The sequence below is a fragment of the Streptomyces sp. NPDC088554 genome (assembly GCF_044752945.1).
Classification (GTDB): domain Bacteria; phylum Actinomycetota; class Actinomycetes; order Streptomycetales; family Streptomycetaceae; genus Streptomyces.
Genome location: NZ_JBIVMF010000036.1, coordinates 25,858 through 47,268, shown reverse-complemented (window position 1 = coordinate 47,268; position 21,411 = coordinate 25,858). Strand labels below are relative to the sequence as shown.

The following is a 21,411-nucleotide window of genomic DNA, read 5'->3' as shown; positions in this document are numbered from 1 at the left end:
ACGACCCCCGAGCCGGTCCGACGGGATCATGCCCGCGCGGCGAGGTCCGGGATCCGCCAGTCGATCGGCGTGTGCCCCTGCGCGGCCACCGCCTCGTTGATCTGGGTGAAGGGACGCGACCCGAAGAACTTCTTCGCCGACAGCGGCGACGGGTGCGCGCCCTTCACCACCACATGCCGCTCCTCGTCGATCAGCGGCAGCTTCTTCTGCGCGTACGCGCCCCACAGCACGAAGACCGCCGGGTCGGGCCGCTCGGCCACCGCGCGGATCACCGCGTCGGTCACCTTCTCCCAGCCCTTGCCCTTGTGGGAGTTGGCCTCGCCCTCGCGGACCGTCAGCACCGCGTTGAGCAGCAGGACGCCCTGCTCGGCCCACGGCATCAGATAGCCGTTGTCCGGCACCGGGTGGCCCAGCTCCTCCTTCATCTCCTTGTAGATGTTCCGCAGGGAGGGCGGAGTCCTGACACCGGGCCGCACGGAGAAGCACAGCCCGTGGCCCTGTCCCGCGCCGTGGTACGGGTCCTGGCCGAGGATCAGGACCTTCACCTTCTCGTACGGCGTGGCGGCGAGCGCCGCGAAGACCTCGTCGCGGGGCGGATAGACCGGCCCCTTGGCCCGCTCCTCCTCGACGAAGTCGGTCAGCTCCTTGAAGTAGGGCTTCTCCAGTTCCTCGCCGAGGACGCCGCGCCAGGACTCGGGCAGCATGTCGGTGTCGGTCACGTGAACAACCTCCGGTAAGCAATCACTTGCGGGACCACTTGAACCTACCGGGCACCACTGACAACGGGCCTACCAGCTGCCGATCCGCTTCAGCTCCCACATCTGCATCACGGTCTGCGGGTCGAGCGCGCGCTCGCCGCCGCCGATGTGGTCGGCCGAGGCGATGTACAGCTTGCCCTGCCAGAGCGGGAGGAGCCGAACGTCCTCGACGAAGATCTGCTGCGCCCGCTGGAACTGCTTGCCGACCGCCGCGCGGTCGCCGACCCTGCGTGACTGGGGCAGCAGCTGTCCGGTGATCTCCGGGCTCTCGTACGGCGTGGACAGCGCGTTGTCCTTGCCCACGAAGGGGGCGACGAAGTTGTCCGGGTCCGGGAAGTCGGGGAACCAGCCACGGCCGAAGACGGGGTACTCCCCCTTCTGGTAGCCCGTCTGGAACTCCTTCCACGGCTTGCTCCGCAGGGTGACCGTGAACAGCCCCGACGCGTCGAGCTGGCGCTTCAGCTCGTTGAACTCCCCCGCCGTCCCCGATCCGTAGCGGTCGGTGGTGTACCAGAACGTGAGCGGCACCGGCAGCGTGATGCCCGCGTCCGTGAGGAAACCTTTCGCCTTGGCCACGTCCGGCTGGCCGAACACATCGAAGAAGCTGGTGGCGTGGGTCGCGATGCCCTTGGGCACCATCGAGTACAGCGGCTCGGCCGTGCCCCGGTAGACCTTGGCGACCAGCGCGTCCCGGTCGACGAGCTGCGCCACCGCCCGCCGTACCGCCGGCTTCCCGGCTGCCGGGTCCTCGGGGTTGAACACGAGATAGCGGATGTCCGCGCCCACGGTCTCGATCAGCTGGAGGTGCTCGTTCTCCGGCTTCTTCTCCTCGAGTTCGACGATCTGCTCCGAGGTCAGCCCCCGGTAGACGGCGTCGACCTCCTTCTTCTCGAAGGCGCCGAACACCTCGTCCGAGGTCGTGAAGTACCGGATCGTGACGGCCTCGTTCTTGCGGTTCGCGAACCCGTGGTAGCTCTCGTTCCGGGTCAGCTCCGCCTTGTCGCCGCCGGTGTACGACGCGAGTACGTAGGGCCCGGAGCCGGTGACCCCGCTGCCCTTCCGCAGCGCGTCCATCGGATAGTCGTCCGGATCGACCAGGGACATCGCGGGCGTCGCGAGGATGAACGGGAAGGTCGTGTCGGGCTTGTTCAGCCGGAAGACGACCGTGCGCTCCCCGCTCGTCTCGACCTTCCGGAGGGAGGCCAGCAGACCGGCGGGCCCACCCTGGACGTTGATCTTCCTGATGCGGTCGATGGAGTGCTTCACCGCGGCCGCGTCGAGCTTGTCGCCGTCCGAGAACGTCAGGCCCTCGCGCAGTTCGCACTGGAAGACCTGGTGGGACTTGTCCGTGAACTCACAGGACTTCGCGGCGTCGGGCTGCGGATACGAACTGCCGGTGGGGAAGCTCAGCAGGGTCTGGAACACATTGCGGAACAGCTCCCAGGAGTTGTCCCAGGAGGCCGCCGGGTCGAGCGTGCTGGGCTCGCTCGTCGTACCGACGGTTATCCGCCGGTCGGCATCGTCGTCGTCGCCCGCGAACAGACCGCATCCCGCCAGCAGTGACATGGTAGCGACGGCGGCAACAGCCTGCCATCCGGTCCGGTTGAACACGTGAACGCTCCTTGCTCAGCCATGGATCGGGCAGACCATACCGCAGTGCCCACCGGCTCCCTACGGAAATCCGGTGGGCACTCGGCCGTCGCACGGTCGCGGACGTGCCGCTTTCCCGCCCCGGTCCACGCCGTTGAGCGAGGGATCGGATCAAGCCACTCCCGCGTTCAGGGCCAGCCCCCCGTCCAGCACCAGCGTCTGACCGGTGATCCAGCCCGACTGGTCGGAGGTGAGGAACGCGGCGGCGCCGCCGATGTCCTCGGGCACCCCCAGCCGTCCCATCGGGTACGCGGCGGCGGCCTCGGCCTCCCGGCCCTCGTACAGCGCCTGCGCGAACTTGGTCTTGACCACGGCCGGGGCGATGGCGTTGACCCGGACGACCGGCGCGAACTCGTGCGCCAGCTGGAGCGTCAGATTGACCATCGCGGCCTTGCTCATGCCGTACCCGCCGATGAAGGGCGACGCCGAGAGCCCGGCGACCGACGCGATGTTGACGATCGCGCCGCCGTTCTCCCGCTGCCAGGCGTGCCAGGTCCGCTGGGCGAAGCCGAGCGCCGAGATCACATTGGTCTCGTACACCTTGCGGACCACGGCGAGGTCCAGATCGGCCATCGGGGCGAACACCGGGTTCGTCCCCGCGTTGTTGACCAGGAAGTCGACCCGGCCGAACGCCTCCATGGCGCGTTCGACGGCGACGGCCTGGTGCGCCTCGTCGTGGGCCTTGCCCGCGACCCCGATCACCCGGTCGGAACCGAGCCTCTCCACGGCCTCCTTGAGCGCGTCCTCGTCGCGTCCGGTGATGCACACCCGGTCGCCACGGGCGACGAACGCCTCGGCGACGCCGTACCCGATGCCCCGGCTGGCGCCCGTGATGAGCGCGGCCCTGCCGCTGTCCGGCACCCGCTGTGTCTGCTGCGTCATGTCCCTCTCCCCCGGCCTTAGTTGAGCGGTCCGCCGGCGACGTACATGACCTGCCCCGAGACGAATCCGGCGTCGTCGCCCGTGAAGAAGGCGATGGCGTTGGCGACGTCCTCCGGGCGCCCGACGCGGTGGACCGGGATCTGGGCGGCGGCCGCGGTCTGGAACTCCTCGAAGCCCATCCCGATGCGGGCCGCGGTCTGCGCGGTCATCTCGGTGACGATGAAGCCGGGCGCCACCGCGTTGGCGGTGATGCCGAACTTGCCCAGCTCCTTGGCGAGGGTCTTGGTGAAGCCCTGGAGACCGGCCTTGACGGTGGCGTAGTTGGCCTGGCCCCGGTTGCCCAGCGCGGAGCTGGAGGAGAGCGAGACGATCCGGCCGAACCCGGCGTCCACCATGTGCTTCTGGCATGCCTTGGCCATCAGGAACGCGCCCTTGAGGTGCACGTCAATCACGGTGTCCCAGTCGGACTCGCTCATCTTGAAGAGCAGGTTGTCGCGGAGCACCCCCGCGTTGTTGACGAGGACCGTCGGCGCGCCCAGCTCGTCGGCGATCCGCGCGACGGCGGCCTCCACCTGCGCGCGGTCCGTGACGTCACAGCCGACGGCGAGCGCGGTCCCGCCGGCCTCGGTGATCGTGTCGACCGTGCCCTTGCAGGCCGCCTCGTCGAGATCGAGTACGGCGACGGCGCGACCCTCCGCCGCCAGCCGTACCGCGGTGGCGGCGCCAATACCCCGCGCCGCTCCGGTCACAACGGCTACGCGCTGCTCGGTGGTGGACATCCCTGGTTCTCCTCGCCCTAGGCTCCTGCGGTCACCACAGACAGAGACTGAGCAACCGCTTAGTAGGTACCGCAGACGAGACGCTAGAAGCCCCAGCACCCGGTGTCAACGCCCAGCGACGCCCGTGGCGGGATCGGACCACGGGCGGCGCGCCCGTACTCCGTCCGTCAGCGGACCAGCAGATCGAGCAGCCGCTCGGCCTCGACCGCCGGATCGGCCGTCAGCCCGGTGTGTACGGGGCCGGGTTGCACCACGGTCGAACGCGGCGCGATCAGCCACCGGAAGCGCCGTCCCGCGTCGTCGCCGCCCGCCTGCCCGGCCTCCCCGCCGCCGCGGCAGACGCTCTCGACGGCGCGCAGGGCGGCCCGTACCCCCGGCACATCGGCCTTCGGGTCGAGGGCCCGCAGCTTCCCCTCGTCCAGCAGGGTCCTGGCCACGACATAGGACCGGGCCCGGCAGTAGACCAGCACGCCCGCGTTGAAACACTCGCCGCGCTCGACCCGTGGGACGACCCGCAGCAGCGCGTACTCGTACACGTCCCGCCCGCTCATCGGCCGCCGTCCTTCGTGTCGTCCGTCGTACGGTGTGCCCGGGGCGCCAGCCGGTCGGCCAGCCAGCCCGGGGGCCGCGAGGGCGTGTTCCTGGCCGGCGCGTCGAGGGTGACACGCGTATGGATGGTCGCGGCGCGCGTCAGCAGCGGCTCCACATACGCCCGGCGCAGCGCGTCGGTCGACGCGAAGCCCGGCTCGTCCACCAGCCACTCGTCCGGTACGTCGGCGGCGACCTCGGCCAGCAGCTCCTCGGTGACCAGCGGCGCCAACTCCGCCGCGGCGGCGGCCACATCGGGACCGAAGGAGGCGAGCACATGGTCGGAGGCGTTGTACGGCTTCGCGGCGGACGCCTGGGCGCCCGGCCAGTTGTGGTGCCAGATCATGGTGGCGCCATGGTCGATCAGCCACAGATCGCCGTGCCAGACCAGCATGTTGGGGTTGCGCCACGAGCGGTCCACGTTGTTGATCACCGCGTCGAACCAGACGATCCGCCCGGCCTCCAGCGGCCCCACCTCGTACGCCAGCGGGTCGAAGCCGATCGACCCCGGCAGATAGTCCATCCCGAGGTTCAGCCCGCCGCTCGCCTTCAGCAGCTCCTGCACCTCCTGGTCCGGCTCGGACAGCCCGATCACCGGATCCAGCTCCATCCGCACCAGCTCGGGCACCCGCAGCCCCAGCCGCCGCGCCAGCTCCCCGCAGATCACCTCGGCGACCAGCGTCTTGCGCCCCTGTCCGGCGCCGGTGAACTTCATGACGTACGTACCGAGATCGTCGGCCTCGACGATCCCGGGGAGCGAGCCGCCCTCACGCAAGGGCGTGACATAGCGGGTCGCGATCACTTCTCTGAGCATTTCCCCAGGTCACCCGTCTCTTCAACCGCGCAGTCCACGACCACTGCCGGAGGGGCATAGTAACCGGGGGTGATCGCCGGTGAGGTGCTCCGGCCGTGCGGGAGGCGGCCCGCTCAGCGGGACAGCGCGCAGTCCCCGCACAGGGCCCCCTCGCCGCCGGGTGCCGCGCGGTAGATCAGGCAGCAGCTGCGGCGCCGGAACGCCCCGTCGGGCGTCGTGACACTGGTGTCGCGCAGCGGGGGCCGCTCCAGGAGGAGCGGGATCAGTGTGCGGGTCCGTGCGGTGAGATCCGGGCGGGCTGCCGTGATCATGGTCGCGGCTCCGTTGACGGCCGACGCGGTGTTGCCCCACAGGATGTGCCGGGAGACCGAGAACTCCGCCACGGCGTCAGCGAGTTCGCGCAGCGGGCCGTCCAGCAGACGGCTGCTCAGCTCGTCCGCCAGCCGGGTCGGCGAGAGCGCGGATTCTCCGGCGAAGGCGCCGTCGGGCAGCGACAGGGGCGCCGGGCCGCCGGTCGCGGGCTGCCAGCGGGCATCCGCGAGGGCGGGGGCGAGGACCAGGCCGTGCAGTACGGCGGCGGCCAGGGCGGGCGAGACCAGGCGGGCGGCCAGCCCCAGATGGGCGACGGACGCCGCGACCCGGAGTTCGACCGCGTCGGGGGACCGCCCGCCGGCCACGGCCAGCCAGTCCCGTACGTCCGCCACCCGGGCTTCGAGCAGCGGCCGGGACATCGGTTGCCAGGGCGGGGACGGCTCCGTGCCGGACGGGTGCGCCTGGACGGCGAAGAACGGGCCGAGCGCGGCGATCTCCTCGGTCACCGCACCCGCCGTGAACGGACCGGTCATGCCGGAACCGGGCCCTGCGAGGACGCCGAAACCGGCAGGGCGACCGGCGTGGACACCGGACGGGTTACGGAAACGCTGCTCAAGGTGAGCCCTCCTTCGGGATCGTGCGTCCCTTGCGTGTACGGGCGGAGTGAGCGTTCAGTGTCCGACTTGCCTGCCACCTTGCCGGGGGGGCGGGCTCACAGTGGCGCGACCGTGCTGGAATCCCACCAGCTTCCTTGCCCTCACTACGGGCCGAACGTACGGCCCGTTTCTCCGGCCCGTCAATCTCCCCCGGTCGCCACCGACACCACGCGGTCCTGCGTCAGCGGGCGCGGCGCGCGCGGTGGACATGGGTGATGTACGGGAGTGTGAAGCGGGCACGGTCGCGCAGGTCGGGGTGGCTGTCGACGAGGTGGCCGAGGTCGTGCTCCAGGAGGGCGCGTCGGCGGGGGGCGATCCGGCGACCGCACCCCCACACCATGCAGAAAACAGAGCGGTGCTCCCCTTCTCATTTCCCGGAAGTCACCGCTTCACATTGCCCCTGCGATGTTCAAGGGCAGTCCGGCAGGTTCTTCAGCTCGGCGACATCGATGTGAACGTAATGAGCGGTGACATAGCCGCTCCTGTTGGCGAGCTTGTGAATTCCATGGAATACCCGCGCCCGAGAGCGAGGACAAGGAGAAGGGGATCGGCCTAATGGGCATTTCGCTCGCTGTTCGGTTTTTCACGCACCGACAGCGTCCGCAGGCCCGGTGAGTCGAGGATGTCGCGCTCGCAGAACCGCGAGGTCACCCAGTGTCCGGTGGAGAAGAGCGTGGTCTGGTCGCTGAAGTGCGGGGAGCGTGGATTGGGGGACTGGGAGTAGGTCAGCAGTGTGCGGGCCACGGGGCAGCCGCTGCCGTCCCAGCCCACCGCCTGGATATGGCTGGAGCCGAACGGCACCTCCGTATAGCCGCCGGCCATCGGGTGCCAGTCCGCCTCGATGGTGTTCCAGACTCCCAGGGGATGCGTGCCCCCCGGTACGGGGATGCGCTGCCCGTTCCGGGTGACGAACTGGTGCTCGCCCAGTTCCGAGTCCAGCGCGATCCCGGCGGCGCGCAGCTCGGCGACGGCGTCGGCCAGCGCACGGGCGAAGCCGGGTGTGGTGGTGTTCAGTGTGTTCGGGGTGTGCACCGGGTCGCTGGGGGAGAAGGGCACCGTCCACAAGTCCGCCTCCGGAACCGTCGCGAGGAGTCGGCGCCAGAAACGGTCGAAGAGCAGCGCCCCGCGGCTGTGGGTCTTCATGGTGCGGTCCCAGCGGGCCAGGACCCGGCAGGCCCCGGTGACATCGACCGTCCTGCCCGTACTGCTCACCGCGCTGCCGCCCGGCAGTGCCGCGCAGGCGCGGGCCGTTTCGGCGGCGGCGAGATCACCTGCGGGTACGCGGTTGGCGAACTGCTGCCGCTGGAGGTCCGCGACCGTCAGTGCGCCTCTGCGGGCCATCGCGGAGATGTCGTCGATGGCCCCGCGGGTGCGCAGCGAACGCGGTGTGCCGACCGTGCCGAAGATCCGCGGGTAGCCGGTGATCGGGCGGTCGGCGTGGGTGAGCCAGGCGCTGTCGTTGGAGTTTTCCACGTACGGGGTGTCCTTGAGCACCGGCAGGGCGGCGGGGCCGAAGATCCCCGGCTGTACGGCGTCCGCGTCCGTGCCGGGTGTGCAGGTGCTTCGGGCGCCGTCCAGGACGGCCAGTCCCGACGCGGGATAGGTGGTCCTGCCGAGCGGTGTCGAGCAGCGCCGTACCAGGTCGTCGGTGATCCGGGGCAGTACTTGGGACTGGGTGAAGAGCGTGTGACCACCCGAATCAGCCGCGATGGTGTTGGCCCACGGGAGTCCCTGTGTCCGGTGCAGGGCGGTCAGGATCTCGTGCGTGCTGCGGGCTCTGGACAGACCCAGCGCCGTGTCGGAGCCCCGGAGGTTGACCGCGTTGGGGTCGTTGAGCGCGTACGCCGTGGTGCCGGTCCAGGGCAGTGTCATACTCGCCGCCGAGCGAGGTGAGGACCGGTCCGTACCGGGTCCACCACTGTGCACGGGTCACCGGGGAGCCGTCCTTGACCGGCACGGTGACGGTGCGCCGGGTCATCCGTTCCCGCCGGCCGTCCACGAAGTAGGCGGTCGGGTCGGCCGGATCCAGGGCCAGCTGGTACAGGTTCCTGGCGACGCCGGTGGCGACGGTGTGACTCCAGGCGATGTGGGCGTTGTATCCGATGGATACCGTCGTGGAGCCGAGCAGCGAGCCGCCCGCCACGTTCAGCTCGCCCGGAATGGTCTGCTGGGACTGCCAGAAACGCTGCTCACCCTGCCAGGGGAAGTGCGGATTGCCGAGGAACAGTCCGCGTCCGCTCTCCGTAGTGGAGCCGCTGAAGGCCACGGCGTTGGAACCCCTCTCCCCTGCCCCGCCCGCCGTGGCGGGGGCGACAGCCGGCTCGGCCACGGCGGAGGGAGCACCGGTACGCGGCGGCCGGGCGGCCGTGATGCCGTCGATACCGAGCCCCTGCCCGCCGAGCACCGAGAAGGAGAAGTCGAGAGCCGCGACGTCCACGGCGGTCACCGGCCCCACCCAGTCGGTGTTCGCGCACGCGGGATCGGTGATCCGTCGCTGGCGCAGCCAGGCGTTGTACCCGGCGGCCCAGCCACGTCCGAGTTCGGCCGCCTCCCGGCTCGGTCCGGCGGGTGCGGGGACCTTCATGAGCCGTTCGACGGTGCCGGCGTCCCGTACCCCCCGGTAGTAGAGGTCGCTGGCGAGGTTGGTGGTGGCCGTGGAGGCGTACGGGTTGGGCGCGGCCCGCGCGCCGAAGTGGCGGGAGCGCTCGCCCCGTACGGTGACGAACGCCTCGGCGAGAGCGCACACCACGTCTTCGGCCTGCGCCCAGCCGTTGCCGAACCCGAGACTCGCGTAGTCCTCGGCGACGATGTGCGGGATTCCGTACTCGGTGTACCGGATGACAGCGGACAGACCGTCACCGGCCGGGCGGTGACCGGGCGGAGCCGCACCGGCGGTGTGCGGCAGCACGGCCGAGGCGACCAGGAGTACAGCCGAGGCGACGGCCCATCGCCTCGACCTGATGCGGACAGGCACATGCTCCTCCCGAGCGGCGACAGCCGAGGACTCCACGTCCACCACACCATCGGACACACCACGGCCGTCACCGGCGGTCAACACACCACGCCATGTGTCCGGTCCTCCCGGTGGCCGAACCGGCGGTGAGCCAGGACGCGTGCGGGGCGGTTCGGCGCCGATCGCCTATCTTGGCGCGTATGCAGTCCTCCATCGGCCAGGCGGCGCGGCGTGAGTCCGGACACCACGATCCGCCCCCTTGGCTCCAAGTCGATGAATGAGAGCCCCTTCAACCCGGTCGCCCCCGCCTCGCCCACACCCTGCGGGACGAGAGCGGCGTCCGCTTCACCGAGCTCCCTCACCCGCGACCGGGTGTGGCTCGCCCTGCGCGACGCGGCGTCAGGGACCGGCCCGGGGTGAGTGGCTCTCCGTAGCAGCCGCCGCGCTCTCGACGGCGCTCCGCATCCCGTACAAACGCACATGCCGGCACCGCAGATCACCATTGCGGCTCGTACGAGGCAACAGGAGACTTTTTCCTCGCATCTGCGGCATTATCATCAGCGCGTGCGCACCTACCGGATCGGGGATGCCGCCGCCCCGCTCGGTGTCAGCGCCGACACCGTGAGGCGCGCGGTCGACGGCGGGAAACGCACCGCCGAACGCGCCGGGCCGGGCCGGGCCGCCGGATCATCCCCGGGGCGGCCCCCGCGGCCTCCGCCCGGCAGATGCGCCGAGCGGAGCGAGGTCCACGGGCCCCTCGGCCCGCGACCGGCTCTCCGCCATCGTCGCCGACGTACTCCTGGGAGACATGTCGGCGCGGAGGGAGATCCAGACCGGACCGTTCCGGGCGGTGGCCACCGGTCGATTGGGAGCCGGCCGAGAAACTGAGGCCGGAACCCGGTGTTCCGGCGATTGCCGTGATCAAGTCGACCAACGTGGTCGCCGAAAGACCGTACATGGTCCGTCAGGACCAGAGGGAGTGGACCCGTGATGACCCGTACCGCGCGCCGGACCCGTCGGACCCTGGGAGTGGCCGGTGCGGGCGCCGCCGCCCTGCTGGCCCTGAGCGGCTGTTCGTCGTCCGACAGCTCCTCGCCGGTGAAGGCGGACCCCTCCGCGTCCGCCGCCGCGTCGGACAAGCTGTCCGGCACGGTGACCGTGTTCGCCGCGGCCTCCCTGAAGGAGAGCTTCACGACGCTGGGCAAGGAGTTCGAGCAGGCCCACCCGGGTACGAAGGTCACCTTCAGCTTCGGCGGCAGCGACTCCCTCGCCGCGAGCATCACCGGCGGCGCCCCGGCGGACGTGTTCGCCTCGGCCAGCCCCAAGACGATGAAGATCGTCACGGACGCGGGGGACGCCTCCGGGACGCCCGCCACCTTCGTCCGCAACCAGCTGGAGATCGTGACCCTGCCGGGCAACCCCGACAAGATCTCCTCCTTGAAGGACCTCACCAGGTCGGGGCTGAAGGTCGTGCTCTGCGACAAGGAGGTGCCCTGCGGCGCCGCCGTCCAGAAGGCCCTCGACACCGGCAGGCTGAAGCTCACCCCCGTCTCCTACGAACAGGACGTCAAGGCCGCCCTGACCAAGGTCGAGCTCAAGGAGGCCGACGCCGCCGTCGTCTACCGGACGGATGTACGCGCGGCGGGTGACAAGGTGGAGGGCGTGGAGTTCCCCGAGTCCGCCGACGCCGTCAACGACTACCCGATCGTCCGGCTCAAGGACTCGAAGAACACCGATGCCGCCACGGCGTTCATCTCGCTGGTGCGGTCCGCCGAGGGCCAGCAGGTCCTGACCGCCGCCGGGTTCCTCAAGCCGTGACCCCGCCCGGCAAGGCCGGCGCCGCGGCCCACCCCGGTGGCCTCCGGGGTGGGCCGCGGCGCCGGCGTGTCCGGACGGGTCATGGCCGGGGTGTGCCGCTGCCGCTGCTGGTGCCCGCGCTGATCGGGCTGGCGTTCCTGCTCGTCCCCCTGCTCGCCCTGCTCGTACGGGCTCCGTGGCGCAGCCTGCCCGAGTTGCTGACCGGCGCCGAGGTGTGGCAGGCGCTCCGGCTGTCGCTGCTCTGCGCCACCGCGGCCACCGTCGTGAGCCTGGTGATCGGCGTTCCGCTGGCCTGGCTGCTGGCGCGCGTCGAGTTCCCCGGACGCGGTGTCGTACGGGCCCTCGTCACCCTGCCGCTCGTCCTGCCGCCGGTCGTCGGCGGTGTGGCCCTGCTGATGGCGCTCGGCCGCAACGGCATCGTCGGGAAGTGGCTGGACTCCTGGTTCGGGGTCACCCTGCCGTTCACCACGGCCGGGGTCGTGATCGCCGAGGCGTTCGTGGCGATGCCGTTCCTCGTCATCAGTGTGGAGGGCACCCTGCGCGCCGCCGACCCGCGTTTCGAGGAGGCCGCCGCCACGCTGGGCGCCTCCCGCTTCACCGCGTTCCGCCGGGTCACGCTGCCGCTGATCGCGCCGGGCATCGCGGCGGGCGCCGTACTGGCGTGGGCGCGGGCGCTGGGCGAGTTCGGGGCGACGATCACCTTCGCGGGCAACTTCCCCGGCCGCACCCAGACCATGCCGCTGGCCGTGTACCTCGCCCTGCAGAGCGACCCGGAGGCCGCCATAGCGCTCAGTCTGGTCCTGCTGGCCGTGTCCATCGCGGTGCTGGCCGGCCTGCGCGACCGTTGGATGGCGGCGGGATGACCGAGCCCCCCGAGACCGCCCCTGCCGCCCGCGATGCCCGCGCCGACGCTTCCGGCCTCCGCGCCGCCCCCGATGCCCGCGCCGCCGCCTCCGAGGAGGGGCTCGACGCCCGCTTGGTCGTGGACCGCGGCGCCTTCCTTCTCGACGTGGCGCTGCGCGTAGCGCCGGGCGAGGTGGTCGCCCTGCTCGGCCCGAACGGCGCCGGCAAGACCACCGCCCTGCGCGCCCTCGCCGGTCTGACCCCGCTCACCGGCGGCCATCTGCGGCTGGACGGCGTGGCGTTGGAACGTACGCCACCGGAGTCCCGCCCGGTCGGCGTCGTCTTCCAGGACTATCTGCTCTTCCCGCACCTGACCGCCCTGGACAACGTGGCCTTCGGCCCCCGCTGCCACGGCTTCGGCAGGGCGGCGGCCCGCGCGCGGGCCGCCGAGTGGCTCGACCGCCTGGGCCTCGCGGACCACGCCGGCGCCAAGCCCCGCCGCCTCTCCGGTGGCCAGGCCCAGCGTGTCGCCCTGGCCCGCGCGCTGGCCACCCGCCCGCGCCTGCTGCTGCTCGACGAGCCGCTGGCGGCGCTGGACGCCCGCACCCGCCTGGAGGTCCGCGCCCAGCTCCGCCGCCATCTGGCCGAGTTCGAGGCCGTCGCCGTCCTGGTCACCCATGATCCGCTGGACGCGATGGTGCTGGCCGACCGTCTGGTCGTCGTCGAGGACGGCCGGGTCGTCCAGGAGGGCGCCCCGTCCGACATCGCCCGCCATCCCCGTACGGACTACATCGCGCAGCTGGTGGGCCTGAACCTCTACCGGGGCGAGGCCGACGGCCACGCCGTGCGCCTCGCCGCCGGGGCGCCCGTCACCACCACGGAGGCCCTGTCCGGCCCGGTCTTCGTGGCGTTCCCGCCGAGCGCGGTCACCCTCCACCGGGACCGCCCGACCGGCTCCAGCGCCCGCAATCTGTGGCGCTGCGAGGTCGTCGGCCTGGAGACCCACGGCGACCTGATCCGCGCGGACCTCACCGGAGAGCTGCCGCTCGCCGCGGATCTGACCACGGTCGCCGCCGCCGAACTCGATCTGCACCCGGGCGCGGCCGTCTGGGCGACGGTCAAGGCCGCGCAGACCCACGCCTACCCCGTCTGAGAACGCTCCGTGACCACGCCGCGTTCACGGTCCGCGAGCCATCGCCCGCCCGCTCCGTCGCGGCTGCGAGGGAGCGGCGGCCGATCCCGCCCACCCCGACCACCGTGGGCCGCGGCGGGACCGATAGCGCGCCACATCAGCGCTCTCCCCGTGAGGCGTTCCGTCATGAGCCCGTCCCTCCGCGACCAGCTGCCCGGCACGGTCACCGACGTCGCCATGGCGTCCGTCAGGGTCGCGGTCGGCGGCGTCACCACCGGCGGCCCCGTCCGCATCGACCAGCTCAAGGGCCACTGGGCCGGCCGTCTGCCGCGCCCCCGGCCTCACAGGTCAGTACCGGTGCGGCTGCGGGACCGGGGCAGGAATTTCCCGGACGCGTGAACGATTCGACGGCCTTGTTCGTACTTCTTTACGAACCGGCCGATCGACAGCCGGCCGTGGAACGGGAGCTTGGTATGACGGAGACCTACGGGACCGCGCGCATCGTGAACCGCCGGACCCTGATGGCCGCGGCGGGCGCCGCCGGTCTGGGAGCGACGCTCGTGGCATGCGGCGGCTCGGACGATTCCGCGGAGGCCCCGGCCGCGACACCGTCCGCGGCCGGGGCCTCCGCGGCGGACGGCGCCGCCCCCACGGGCGATGTGCTCGCGAAGACCTCCGACATCCCGGAGGGCGGCGGCAAGGTCTTCGCCGACCAGGGCGTCGTGGTCACGCAGCCCGCGGCCGGTGAGTTCAAGGCGTTCTCGTCGAAGTGCACACACAGCGGCTGCGCCGTGAACAAGGTCTCCGACGGGGTCATCCACTGCCCCTGTCACAACAGCCAGTTCAGTGTGACGGACGGCAGTGTGAAGGCCGGCCCGGCGACCACACCGCTGCCCGCCGCCTCGATCAAGGTCGCGAACGACTCGATCACCCTCGCCTGAGTCCGGCCCCGGGCTTCAGACCCCGAGCCGCGGCCCACCCGCCGCCGCGTCGCCGGGCTCGGTGTCGGTTTCCTCGGGGTACTGACCGTGCTGGGCGCCTGGCAGGGCTTCTCCGGGCTGGATCTCACCGGTACGGCGCTGGCCCTGCCGGCCTCGCTGAGCTACCCGGTCGGCTGGATCTACATCCGCCGCACCTGGCGGGCGACAGCGTGTCCCCGGCTCTCGCCGACCGGCGCCCAGCTCTTCCTCGGCACGCTCCAACTCGCCCTGGTGACACCGCTGTTCACCACACTGCCGGCCTCGGTCCCGGTGGGTCCGCTGCTGGCCGTGATCGTGCTCGGCACCGGGCTGGCGGTCCTGCTCCCGTACGGGGTGGTCGCCGAGGTCGGCCCGACGATCGGCCAGATGGTCACGTACTTCATCCCGGTCATCGCCACGGCGGCCGGAGTCACCCTGCTGGGCGAGCGGCTGAGCTGGAACACACCGGTCGGCGCGCTGATCATCCTCGCCGGGGCCGCCCTCACCCAGAGCCGCGCGAAGAAGCCCACGGCCGCTCAGCCGTAGCCGCCCGCGCGCGCCGGGCCCGCCGCCGAGGCCATCGCGTCGGCGAGCGGCCCGATGTCGTCGTCCGTCAGCTCCGACACCGTCAGCCGTACGCCCTGGGGCGCGGCCGGCCGGAACCGCGCCCCCGGTGCGACCGCCCGGCCCGCGTGCAGCAGCCGGGTCACCACGCTGGTCTCGTCCGACACCGGCACCCAGACATTCATCCCGCTGCGGCCGTGCGCCACGACGCCCCGTCGCGCCCGGGTCGGCCACCGCCTCTACCTCCACGGTTCCACCGGATCGCGCCCGCTGCGCGAGGCGGGCACCACCGACCCCGGACCGGCCGTCTGTGTGACGGTGACCCATGTCGACGCCCTGGTGCCGGCGCGCTCCGCCTTCCACCACTCGATCAACTACCGCTCCGTCGTGGTCCACGGCGTGGCCCGCCAGGTGACCGACACCGACGAGCGGCGTACCGCCCTCGACGCGCTCGTCGACCAGGTCGTCCCCGGCCGCTCCCACGACGCGCGCCCCGCCAACGCCCGCGAGCCGGCGGCGACCGCCGTGATCCGCCTCGACCTCGACGAGGTCTCCGCCAAGGTCCGTACGGGCGGGCCGAACGACGAGCCCGAGGACCTCGGACTCCCCTACTGGACAGGCGTCATACCCGTCACCCACCACTACGGCGTCCCCGTCCCGGCCGACGACCTCGACCCGTCCGTCCCCTGTCCGGCTGTCTCGCCGCGCTCCGAGAACCGACCACGGGCTGAGGCCGCGGGCGCGCGGCGTCCGTGCCACGCGCCCGCGCAGCACGGACGCCGACCACGAAAAGACACCCATTTCGTGGATAGCCCCTGCACCGTGACAAATGATCCAATTCCTGCATGATTCGTACTCGTGCCCTGCGCACCGCCCTGTCCGCAGCCGTCGTCCTGCTGGCGATGGGCGGTCTGTCCGCACTCCCCGCCCAAGCCGTCACCGGGCCCGTCGCCGCACCCGCGCTCTCCCAGGCGGAGGAGGAGGCGGCCACCCCGGCCACCCGGCAGGTGACCACCTTCCTCGACGAGTACCGCCGCGCCGTGCTCGGGCAGAGCGACGAGACCCCCCGGGCCGTCCGCGTCCGTTTCCTCTCCCCGCATCTGAACTTCCGGCTGGACGGGTGGGCCGAGGAGCACGACGCCGACCCGGTGTTCCGCGCGCAGAACGTCCCGGTGCGCTGGTCGGCCCAGCAGGTCAAGACGGAGAACGGCTACGCCTCCGTCCGGCTGACCGAGTTCTGGGCCGGTAGCGGCAGCCAGGAGGTCTGGTACACCGTCCGCCTCGGCGACCTGCGGATCGTCGAACTGAACGACCACCCCGCGTTCTGACCCCGGCCCCGGGCAGTGCCCCGTAGCCAGCCAGACCCGCACCACGGCTGTCCGGGGCACGGCTGTCCGGGGCACGCCTCCGGGTGTGCGTCGACCCTCGTCAGCACTGCCGGAGACCGTGCGGGGCGCCCCCGTTCTCCCTTCGGCCGGTCACAGACGTGCGTATGTCCGCTCCACTCCTGGACATGGGGGAAGCCCTCCTGCTTCGCTGGTCCCGTCGAAGATCGAGCAAGCCGACGGACGACCTGGGAGAACTCCGCACATGACCCGTGCCAACCCGCTGCCGCGCCGCCACCTGATCCGGGCCGGTCTCGCCATCGCCACCGTGGCCACCGCCGCCACAGGCGCACCGGCCGCGTCGGCGGTGCCCGGTGCCGTAACAGCGGATCCGCAGGCCGATACGCGGGCGGACATGGGGGCCGAGTTGAGCGACCTGGAGCAGCGGTACGGCGCGCGACTCGGTGTGTACGGCCACAATCCGCGGACCGGCCTCACCGTGACGTACCGCGCGGAGGAACGGTTCGCCATGTGCTCGACGTTCAAGGCGTTCGCCGCCGCGGCCGTGCTGCGGGACCACGGCGACTGCGCACCGCTGGACAAGGTGATCCACTACCCTCCGCACGACATCCTGCCGAACTCACAGAAGTCCCAGGACCACCTCGCCACCGGCATGTCGGTGGGCGACCTGTGCGCGGCCACGATCCAGTACAGCGACAACACGGCGGGCAACCTCCTGTTGCGCCAGCTCGGCGGCCCGGCCGGCCTCACCCGGTTCTTCCGGTCGCTCGGCGACCGGGTGAGCCGGCTCGACCGCTGGGAGACCGACCTCAACACCGCCGTCCCCGGCGACCCGCGCGACACCACGACCCCCGAGGCCATCGGCCGGAGCTTCGAGCGGCTGACGCTGGGCCGCGCCCTGGACGACACCGCCCGCGAGCAGTACCTGACCTGGCTGAAGGGGAACACCACGAGCACCGGGCGATTCGGAGCGGGACTGCCGCGTGGTTGGGTTCTCGGCGACAAGACGGGGACCGGCGACTACGCCACCGCCAACGACATCGGCGTCGCCTGGACGACCCGGAAGACACCCGTCGTCCTGGCCGTGCTCTCCACGAAAGCCACCCAGGACGCACCGGTGGACGAGGCGCTGATCGCCGACACGGCCCGCGTCCTGGCCCGCGTCCTGGCACCCGGCGAGTAGGCCCGGCGGCCCGGGTGGAGGATCGCCCGCGCCCGGGCCACCCCGCCGTACAGAGCCCGGCCAGGTCCCAGGACGAGCACCCGCCGCCCCTCCACGCCCCGCCGAAAACCGCTGGGCCGACAGCCGCCGGGCTGCGCCGATGCCTCTGTTCCCCAGGCGGAGGAGATGTATCCGTTTCGCGTGTACGGGGTACGGCACCGAGCCGACCGCCCCCGCTGTCCCAGGTCGCCCTGTCGGCCCACGTCCATCAGAAGTACGGGAACGGGATCCAGCTCCCGGCGCTCATGGAACCGGGCACGTTCGCCGTGGACCCGGAGCCCTGGGGGCGCGCTGGCGGACCGGGGAGGAGATCCGTCCGGACGAGGCGGCCGCCCACGGCATCCACGCACCGGTCCGCTTCCTGTCCGACGGCGCGATCGTCATCGCCCCGGCGACACCCGCACCACCCTGCTGATCCCGGCCCGGCGGCGGGAGGCGGCAGTACGGTCCGCGTGCTCGGCGCGCTACGGCGCGGTGTTCGCCACGGGCAACCGGGCCGGGTCGCCCGCTCCCGTACCCACGGCCGTGGCACTGCCCGCCACCGGCCCGGAAGGCGCCTTCGGCTTCGACGACTGCGCGATGAACGCGCCGACGAGCACCATCGCGCCCCCGGTGATCTGCGGCGCCGAGAGGTGTTCCCGCAGCAGCACCCACGCCAGTACGGTGGCCACCACCGCCTCCAGACAGGCGACCACGCCCGCCACCTGCGGGGACAGCTTGCGTACGGAGATCACCCCGGTCGTATAGGCGAGGACGGTCGCGATCAGTACGATCCAGCCCAGCAGCAGCCAGGCCGCCACCGACGAGCCGCCCATCCCGACGTTCCCGCCGAGCAGCGCCCAGTCCATGCCCCAGGGACGGGCGACGACCGTCAGTACGGCGGCCCCGACGAGCAGTCCGTACGCGATCACACCCAGCGGATCGGCCGCGTCCTTACCCCCGCTGCCCTGGTCGGCCAGGATGAAGTAGCACGCCTGGCAGCCTGCGGCGGCCAGTCCGAGCAGCACCCCGATGGGGTCGAAGCTCAGCCCGGCCCACACCTCGACCACACAGGCCAGCCCGCCCACTGCCAGGACGACCCCGACCCAGGCCGCGCGGGTGACATGCCGCCGCTGGACGAAGCGCACCCACAGCAGGACGAGCGCGGGACCGAGATATTCGATGAGCAGCGCGACCCCGACGGGTATTCGGGATATCGCGGCGAAGTAGAACGCCTGGACACCGGCCACCGCGAACAGACCGAACCCCGCGAGCAGCGCGGGCCTGCGCAACAGCAGCGTCCGGTGGCGCCAGGCCACCGGCAGCATGATCACGGCCGCGCCCGCGACCCGCAGCCAGACCACTTGGAGCGGATCGAGCCCCGCCTCGATCAGCGGTTTGGCCGCCACTCCCGAACCACCGAACGCGAGCGCCGACAACAGGGCCAGGCCCAGACCGACACTCTTCTCCCGAGACGCGTGCATGGCGCCATGATGACAGCTGCCGTCAGGAGCGCCATCCCGGTGACACCTGTCGAGACGGCGAAGGGGATCGAGGGTGGGCGGAGGGACGATCAGACCGACCGGTATCCGCCGGGCCCGGAGGGCTCACGGCACGCTCCCGTCCCCTGGGCGCGGGACAGCCGTACAGCCAGCGACCGGGTGTCCACACCGGCCCGTTCGAGCACCTCGACGGCCCGGCACTCCCGGTCGGAGGCGAGCGCGGCCGGCAGACCGAGCCCGCCCGCCCGGGGCTCACCGCACCGCCCGGTCCAGCGCGCCCGCCATCGCGGTGACGGCGGGAGGCGACCAGTCGGTCACGGCCGGCTCCCGCACCATGGGCGCCGCTCCGGAATCCGCGTTCCCCTGCCGGCGCAGCCCGTGACCAATGCTCCGTTGCACGAGATGGCCCAGCACCCGGGCCACCTGGCGACCGTCCTCGAACGCGTCCGCCACCCCGGGGGCCGCCTCCAGCAGCGAGTGCGGCAGACCCGCCGTGCGATCTGGGCGTCCCCGTCGCGGTGCGCCCTTCTCCGGGCGCCCGCGACGACCGAGGCCGGCTCCGCGGTGAGCCGCGCCTCCACATCGGCACGCGCCCGCACGGCATCGACACTGTTCGGTACGGGCTGCCGGGCACCCGGGGCGGGGGGTTCGCACCCTCCGCCCCATCACCCCCTCTGTCCGGGGCATCCACGGTACGGAGCGTCTTCGGGTCCGACGGAAGGTGGTATTTCCGGGTTCCGCCTCTCCTTACGGAGGAGACGGAGGGGCGGAACCGGGTCACCCCTCGTCGGCGAGGATCAGATACAGCTTCTTGCGCGAGTCGTTGATCACTGCGAGAGCCTTCGCGCGCTGCTCGGGCGTACCGGTCTTCCAGACCTGCCCGAACGCCTCCATCAGCCCGAATCCGGCCTGCCGTATCTCGTTCATCGACTCCCAGTCGACACCCCGTCCGGCCTCCTCCCAGGGGGCCTCCGGCCCCGACTCGGCCTCGGTGGCGCCGGCCTCGGTGAGCGTGAACAGCTTCTTGCCGCCCTCGCTCCGACTGGCGATCAGCCCCTCGTCCTCCAGCAGCTGGAGCGTCGGGTAGACCGACCCGGGGCTGGGCCGCCAGGCCCCGCCGCTGCGCTCGCCGATCTCCTGGATCATCTCGTACCCGTGCATGGGCCGGTCCTTCAGCAGCGCGAGGATCGACGCGCGCACATCACCACGCCGCGCCCGACCGCGCCCCCCGCCCCGCCCCCCGAAGGGCCCCCCAAACGGCGGCCCGAACGGCCCAAAGGCCCCTCGCCGCTCCTCGAAATCACCCCGGCCACGCTGACCGGGCCCGCAATGGCCGGGCCCCGGCCCCTGCTCATATCCATGTGGACGCATCGCAACGCTCCTTTCATCATTGACCTGTCGCGATGCCTCAACGATATATCGGAACGTTTCGTTGAGCAAGAGCCGGGCGCGGTCAGCGGTGATCCGTGACAGCGAACGTTGAGTGATTGCCAGCGAAGAGTGATGGGAGCTGGTTTATGCCAGCGAAGATTGAGCGCTTACCCGTTTGTGCCACTGAAGATTGATCTCCCCAGGTCATCCGGTGGCCTGGGGCGGGGAACGTTGAGCGGTTGCCGGCGAAGAGTGATCGCCTCACTTCTGTGCCAGTTAGGGACGACCGCGTGCGAAGTTGTGTCAGTGGAGGGTGATCACTGGCGGCTTTGCCCCGCTATCAGTATTTGTGTCGTCCGCCTGCGGTAGGCCTTCTGGCGGCAGCGCTGTGAACAGGTGCGACGTTGAGCCTGGTTCGGTCCAGCGGGTAGTGGACCTGCGCAGACTGAGCAAGTTCGTGTGGTCGGGAAAAGTTGAAGCGGCAGGGTGACGTACGAGTTCGCGTCCAGGGCCGTGTCCGGGCCTTGGGCTGGGGCGAGGGCGTAAGCCCTCGCCCCAGCCGTGGGGCGTGCGGCCGCAGGTGCCGATGGTGGCTCGGGAGGCGGGCTTGCACGCCTTCGATAGAGCCGTTGGCGACAGCGCTGAGAGCAGGTGCGCCGCTGAGACTGTCCGTGCCCGGGAGGTAAAGGTTGCCCGCACTCCGCGCAGAACCTCGTGGGCACTGATGCCGGGGACGGGAAGGCAGCCGGAAGGTTTGCCGTCGGCGTCGGTTGGTGGGGTGGGCGACGTGGTCTTACTCTCCAGCGGTAGGCCTGCTGGCGGCAGCGCTGCGAGCACGTGCGCCTGCGGTGTTTCGTGGTGCTTGGTGCCAGAGGGCCCTCGCAGATCGGGCAGACTGTCGGTGGGTCACCCTCCGGGTTCGAAGGCGCCGCCTCGGCAGTCTGCTGGTTGCGTTGCTGTCGTTCGAGGTAGGCAGTCCGTCGGCAGGCCGATGAGCAGAGCGGGCGGCGCTGTCCGATCTGCATCTTCATGAGTTTTCCGCAGATCCGGCAGGGTTCTCGGCGCCATTCGCTGGCGGGGTAGCGCTTGCGGTATCTCTTCTGCCGACAGGCATGTGAGCAGGTAAGGGGCCTGGCGCCGAAGCTCGCCTTGCGCTGGATCGGGGCCCCGCATTCCTTGCACTCGACCGTGTTCAGGATCAGCTGAAGCTCGGCCGGATCTCGGCCGGCGGCCGCGGCGAGGCGGGGCCAAGTAGGGCTGCCTTGGTGCAGGGGCGGTTCGGC

At 71.5% G+C, this 21,411-nt stretch carries 17 protein-coding genes, 6 pseudogenes and 1 riboswitch; of the genes and pseudogenes, 10 read left to right on the top strand and 13 right to left on the bottom strand.

Going from position 1 to position 21,411, the window contains the following annotated elements; translation table 11 throughout:
* Positions 1-26 precede the first annotated feature (26 nt).
* The 9 genes and pseudogenes from ACIP8W_RS29125 to ACIP8W_RS29085 form a co-directional block, all read right to left on the bottom strand.
* The gene (locus ACIP8W_RS29125; protein ID WP_402150197.1) at positions 27-719 is read right to left on the bottom strand and encodes a uracil-DNA glycosylase; all 693 of its coding nucleotides are present in this window, start codon (positions 717-719) and stop codon (positions 27-29) included.
* Between the two features lie 69 nt (positions 720-788).
* A complete protein-coding gene (locus ACIP8W_RS29120) occupies positions 789-2,369 on the bottom strand; it encodes an ABC transporter substrate-binding protein (protein WP_401947480.1) in 1,581 nt (526 codons plus the stop codon).
* 150 nt (positions 2,370-2,519) lie between these two features.
* Positions 2,520-3,290 carry an SDR family oxidoreductase gene (locus tag ACIP8W_RS29115; RefSeq protein WP_401947477.1) on the bottom strand — a complete coding sequence of 257 codons (771 nt, stop codon included), beginning with the start codon at positions 3,288-3,290 and terminating at the stop codon, positions 2,520-2,522.
* Between the two features lie 17 nt (positions 3,291-3,307).
* The gene (fabG, locus tag ACIP8W_RS29110) at positions 3,308-4,069 is read right to left on the bottom strand and encodes a 3-oxoacyl-ACP reductase FabG (protein WP_401947475.1); all 762 of its coding nucleotides are present in this window, start codon (positions 4,067-4,069) and stop codon (positions 3,308-3,310) included.
* Between the two features lie 167 nt (positions 4,070-4,236).
* Positions 4,237-4,620: a DUF3037 domain-containing protein gene (locus ACIP8W_RS29105; protein ID WP_401947473.1), complete on the bottom strand. Its 384-nt coding sequence runs from the start codon at positions 4,618-4,620 to the stop codon at positions 4,237-4,239.
* On the bottom strand, positions 4,617-5,471 hold the full coding sequence (locus ACIP8W_RS29100) for a HipA family kinase (RefSeq protein WP_401947470.1): 855 nt from the start codon (positions 5,469-5,471) through the stop codon (positions 4,617-4,619). The genes ACIP8W_RS29105 and ACIP8W_RS29100 overlap by 4 nt, the downstream gene beginning before the upstream one ends.
* A gap of 113 nt (positions 5,472-5,584) precedes the next feature.
* On the bottom strand, positions 5,585-6,316 hold the full coding sequence (locus ACIP8W_RS29095) for a (2Fe-2S)-binding protein (RefSeq protein WP_402205349.1): 732 nt from the start codon (positions 6,314-6,316) through the stop codon (positions 5,585-5,587).
* Between the two features lie 119 nt (positions 6,317-6,435).
* Positions 6,436-6,573, bottom strand: a riboswitch (cobalamin riboswitch).
* Between the two features lie 47 nt (positions 6,574-6,620).
* Positions 6,621-6,779 (bottom strand): hypothetical protein, encoded by a 159-nt coding sequence (locus tag ACIP8W_RS29090; RefSeq protein ID WP_401947465.1) that lies wholly within the window; start codon positions 6,777-6,779, stop codon positions 6,621-6,623.
* Between the two features lie 212 nt (positions 6,780-6,991).
* Positions 6,992-9,413, bottom strand: a pseudogene (locus ACIP8W_RS29085) (penicillin acylase family protein).
* Positions 9,414-9,641: 228 nt separating this feature from the next.
* Here ACIP8W_RS29085 and ACIP8W_RS29080 point away from each other — a divergent pair.
* From ACIP8W_RS29080 to ACIP8W_RS29050, 7 genes and pseudogenes are all read left to right on the top strand, one after another.
* Positions 9,642-9,812, top strand: a pseudogene (locus ACIP8W_RS29080) (hypoxanthine oxidase); the annotation flags it as partial.
* A gap of 570 nt (positions 9,813-10,382) precedes the next feature.
* On the top strand, positions 10,383-11,210 hold the full coding sequence (modA, locus tag ACIP8W_RS29075) for a molybdate ABC transporter substrate-binding protein (RefSeq protein ID WP_401947460.1): 828 nt from the start codon (positions 10,383-10,385) through the stop codon (positions 11,208-11,210).
* The gene (gene modB / locus ACIP8W_RS29070; protein WP_402149488.1) at positions 11,207-12,073 is read left to right on the top strand and encodes a molybdate ABC transporter permease subunit; all 867 of its coding nucleotides are present in this window, start codon (positions 11,207-11,209) and stop codon (positions 12,071-12,073) included. The genes modA and modB overlap by 4 nt, the downstream gene beginning before the upstream one ends.
* A complete protein-coding gene (locus tag ACIP8W_RS29065) occupies positions 12,070-13,206 on the top strand; it encodes an ABC transporter ATP-binding protein (RefSeq protein ID WP_402205348.1) in 1,137 nt (378 codons plus the stop codon). Before modB ends, ACIP8W_RS29065 begins: the two co-directional genes overlap by 4 nt.
* A 165-nt stretch (positions 13,207-13,371) precedes the next feature.
* On the top strand, positions 13,372-13,584 hold the full coding sequence (locus ACIP8W_RS29060; protein WP_402205346.1) for a hypothetical protein: 213 nt from the start codon (positions 13,372-13,374) through the stop codon (positions 13,582-13,584).
* Positions 13,585-13,658: 74 nt separating this feature from the next.
* A complete protein-coding gene (locus ACIP8W_RS29055; protein ID WP_401958215.1) occupies positions 13,659-14,126 on the top strand; it encodes a Rieske (2Fe-2S) protein in 468 nt (155 codons plus the stop codon).
* A 24-nt stretch (positions 14,127-14,150) separates the two neighbouring features.
* Positions 14,151-14,690, top strand: a pseudogene (locus tag ACIP8W_RS29050) (DMT family transporter); the annotation flags it as partial.
* On the opposite strand, the pseudogene ACIP8W_RS29045 reads toward ACIP8W_RS29050, so the two are convergent.
* Positions 14,681-14,929: pseudogene (locus ACIP8W_RS29045) on the bottom strand (GntR family transcriptional regulator); the annotation flags it as partial. The pseudogenes ACIP8W_RS29050 and ACIP8W_RS29045 sit on opposite strands and share 10 nt — an antisense overlap.
* A gap of 1 nt (position 14,930) precedes the next feature.
* Here ACIP8W_RS29045 and ACIP8W_RS29040 point away from each other — a divergent pair.
* The 3 genes and pseudogenes from ACIP8W_RS29040 to bla all read left to right on the top strand — a co-directional run.
* Positions 14,931-15,401 (top strand): annotated as a pseudogene (locus ACIP8W_RS29040) (pyridoxamine 5'-phosphate oxidase family protein); the annotation flags it as partial.
* A gap of 152 nt (positions 15,402-15,553) precedes the next feature.
* Complete coding sequence (locus ACIP8W_RS29035) at positions 15,554-16,036, top strand: hypothetical protein (protein ID WP_401958213.1); 483 nt, start codon at positions 15,554-15,556, stop codon at positions 16,034-16,036.
* A gap of 262 nt (positions 16,037-16,298) precedes the next feature.
* Positions 16,299-17,237 carry a class A beta-lactamase gene (bla, locus tag ACIP8W_RS29030; protein WP_401958210.1) on the top strand — a complete coding sequence of 313 codons (939 nt, stop codon included), beginning with the start codon at positions 16,299-16,301 and terminating at the stop codon, positions 17,235-17,237.
* 503 nt (positions 17,238-17,740) lie between these two features.
* Here bla and ACIP8W_RS29025 read toward each other — a convergent pair.
* The 3 genes and pseudogenes from ACIP8W_RS29025 to ACIP8W_RS29015 form a co-directional block, all read right to left on the bottom strand.
* Entirely contained in the window at positions 17,741-18,739 is a 999-nt protein-coding gene (locus ACIP8W_RS29025) for an EamA family transporter (RefSeq protein ID WP_401958207.1), read from the bottom strand.
* Between the two features lie 89 nt (positions 18,740-18,828).
* Positions 18,829-19,391, bottom strand: a pseudogene (locus ACIP8W_RS29020) (peptidase).
* Between the two features lie 143 nt (positions 19,392-19,534).
* Positions 19,535-20,128, bottom strand: a complete 594-nt coding sequence (locus ACIP8W_RS29015) for a PadR family transcriptional regulator (protein WP_402205344.1) — start codon at positions 20,126-20,128, stop codon at positions 19,535-19,537.
* Between the last annotated feature and the right edge of the window lie 1,283 nt (positions 20,129-21,411).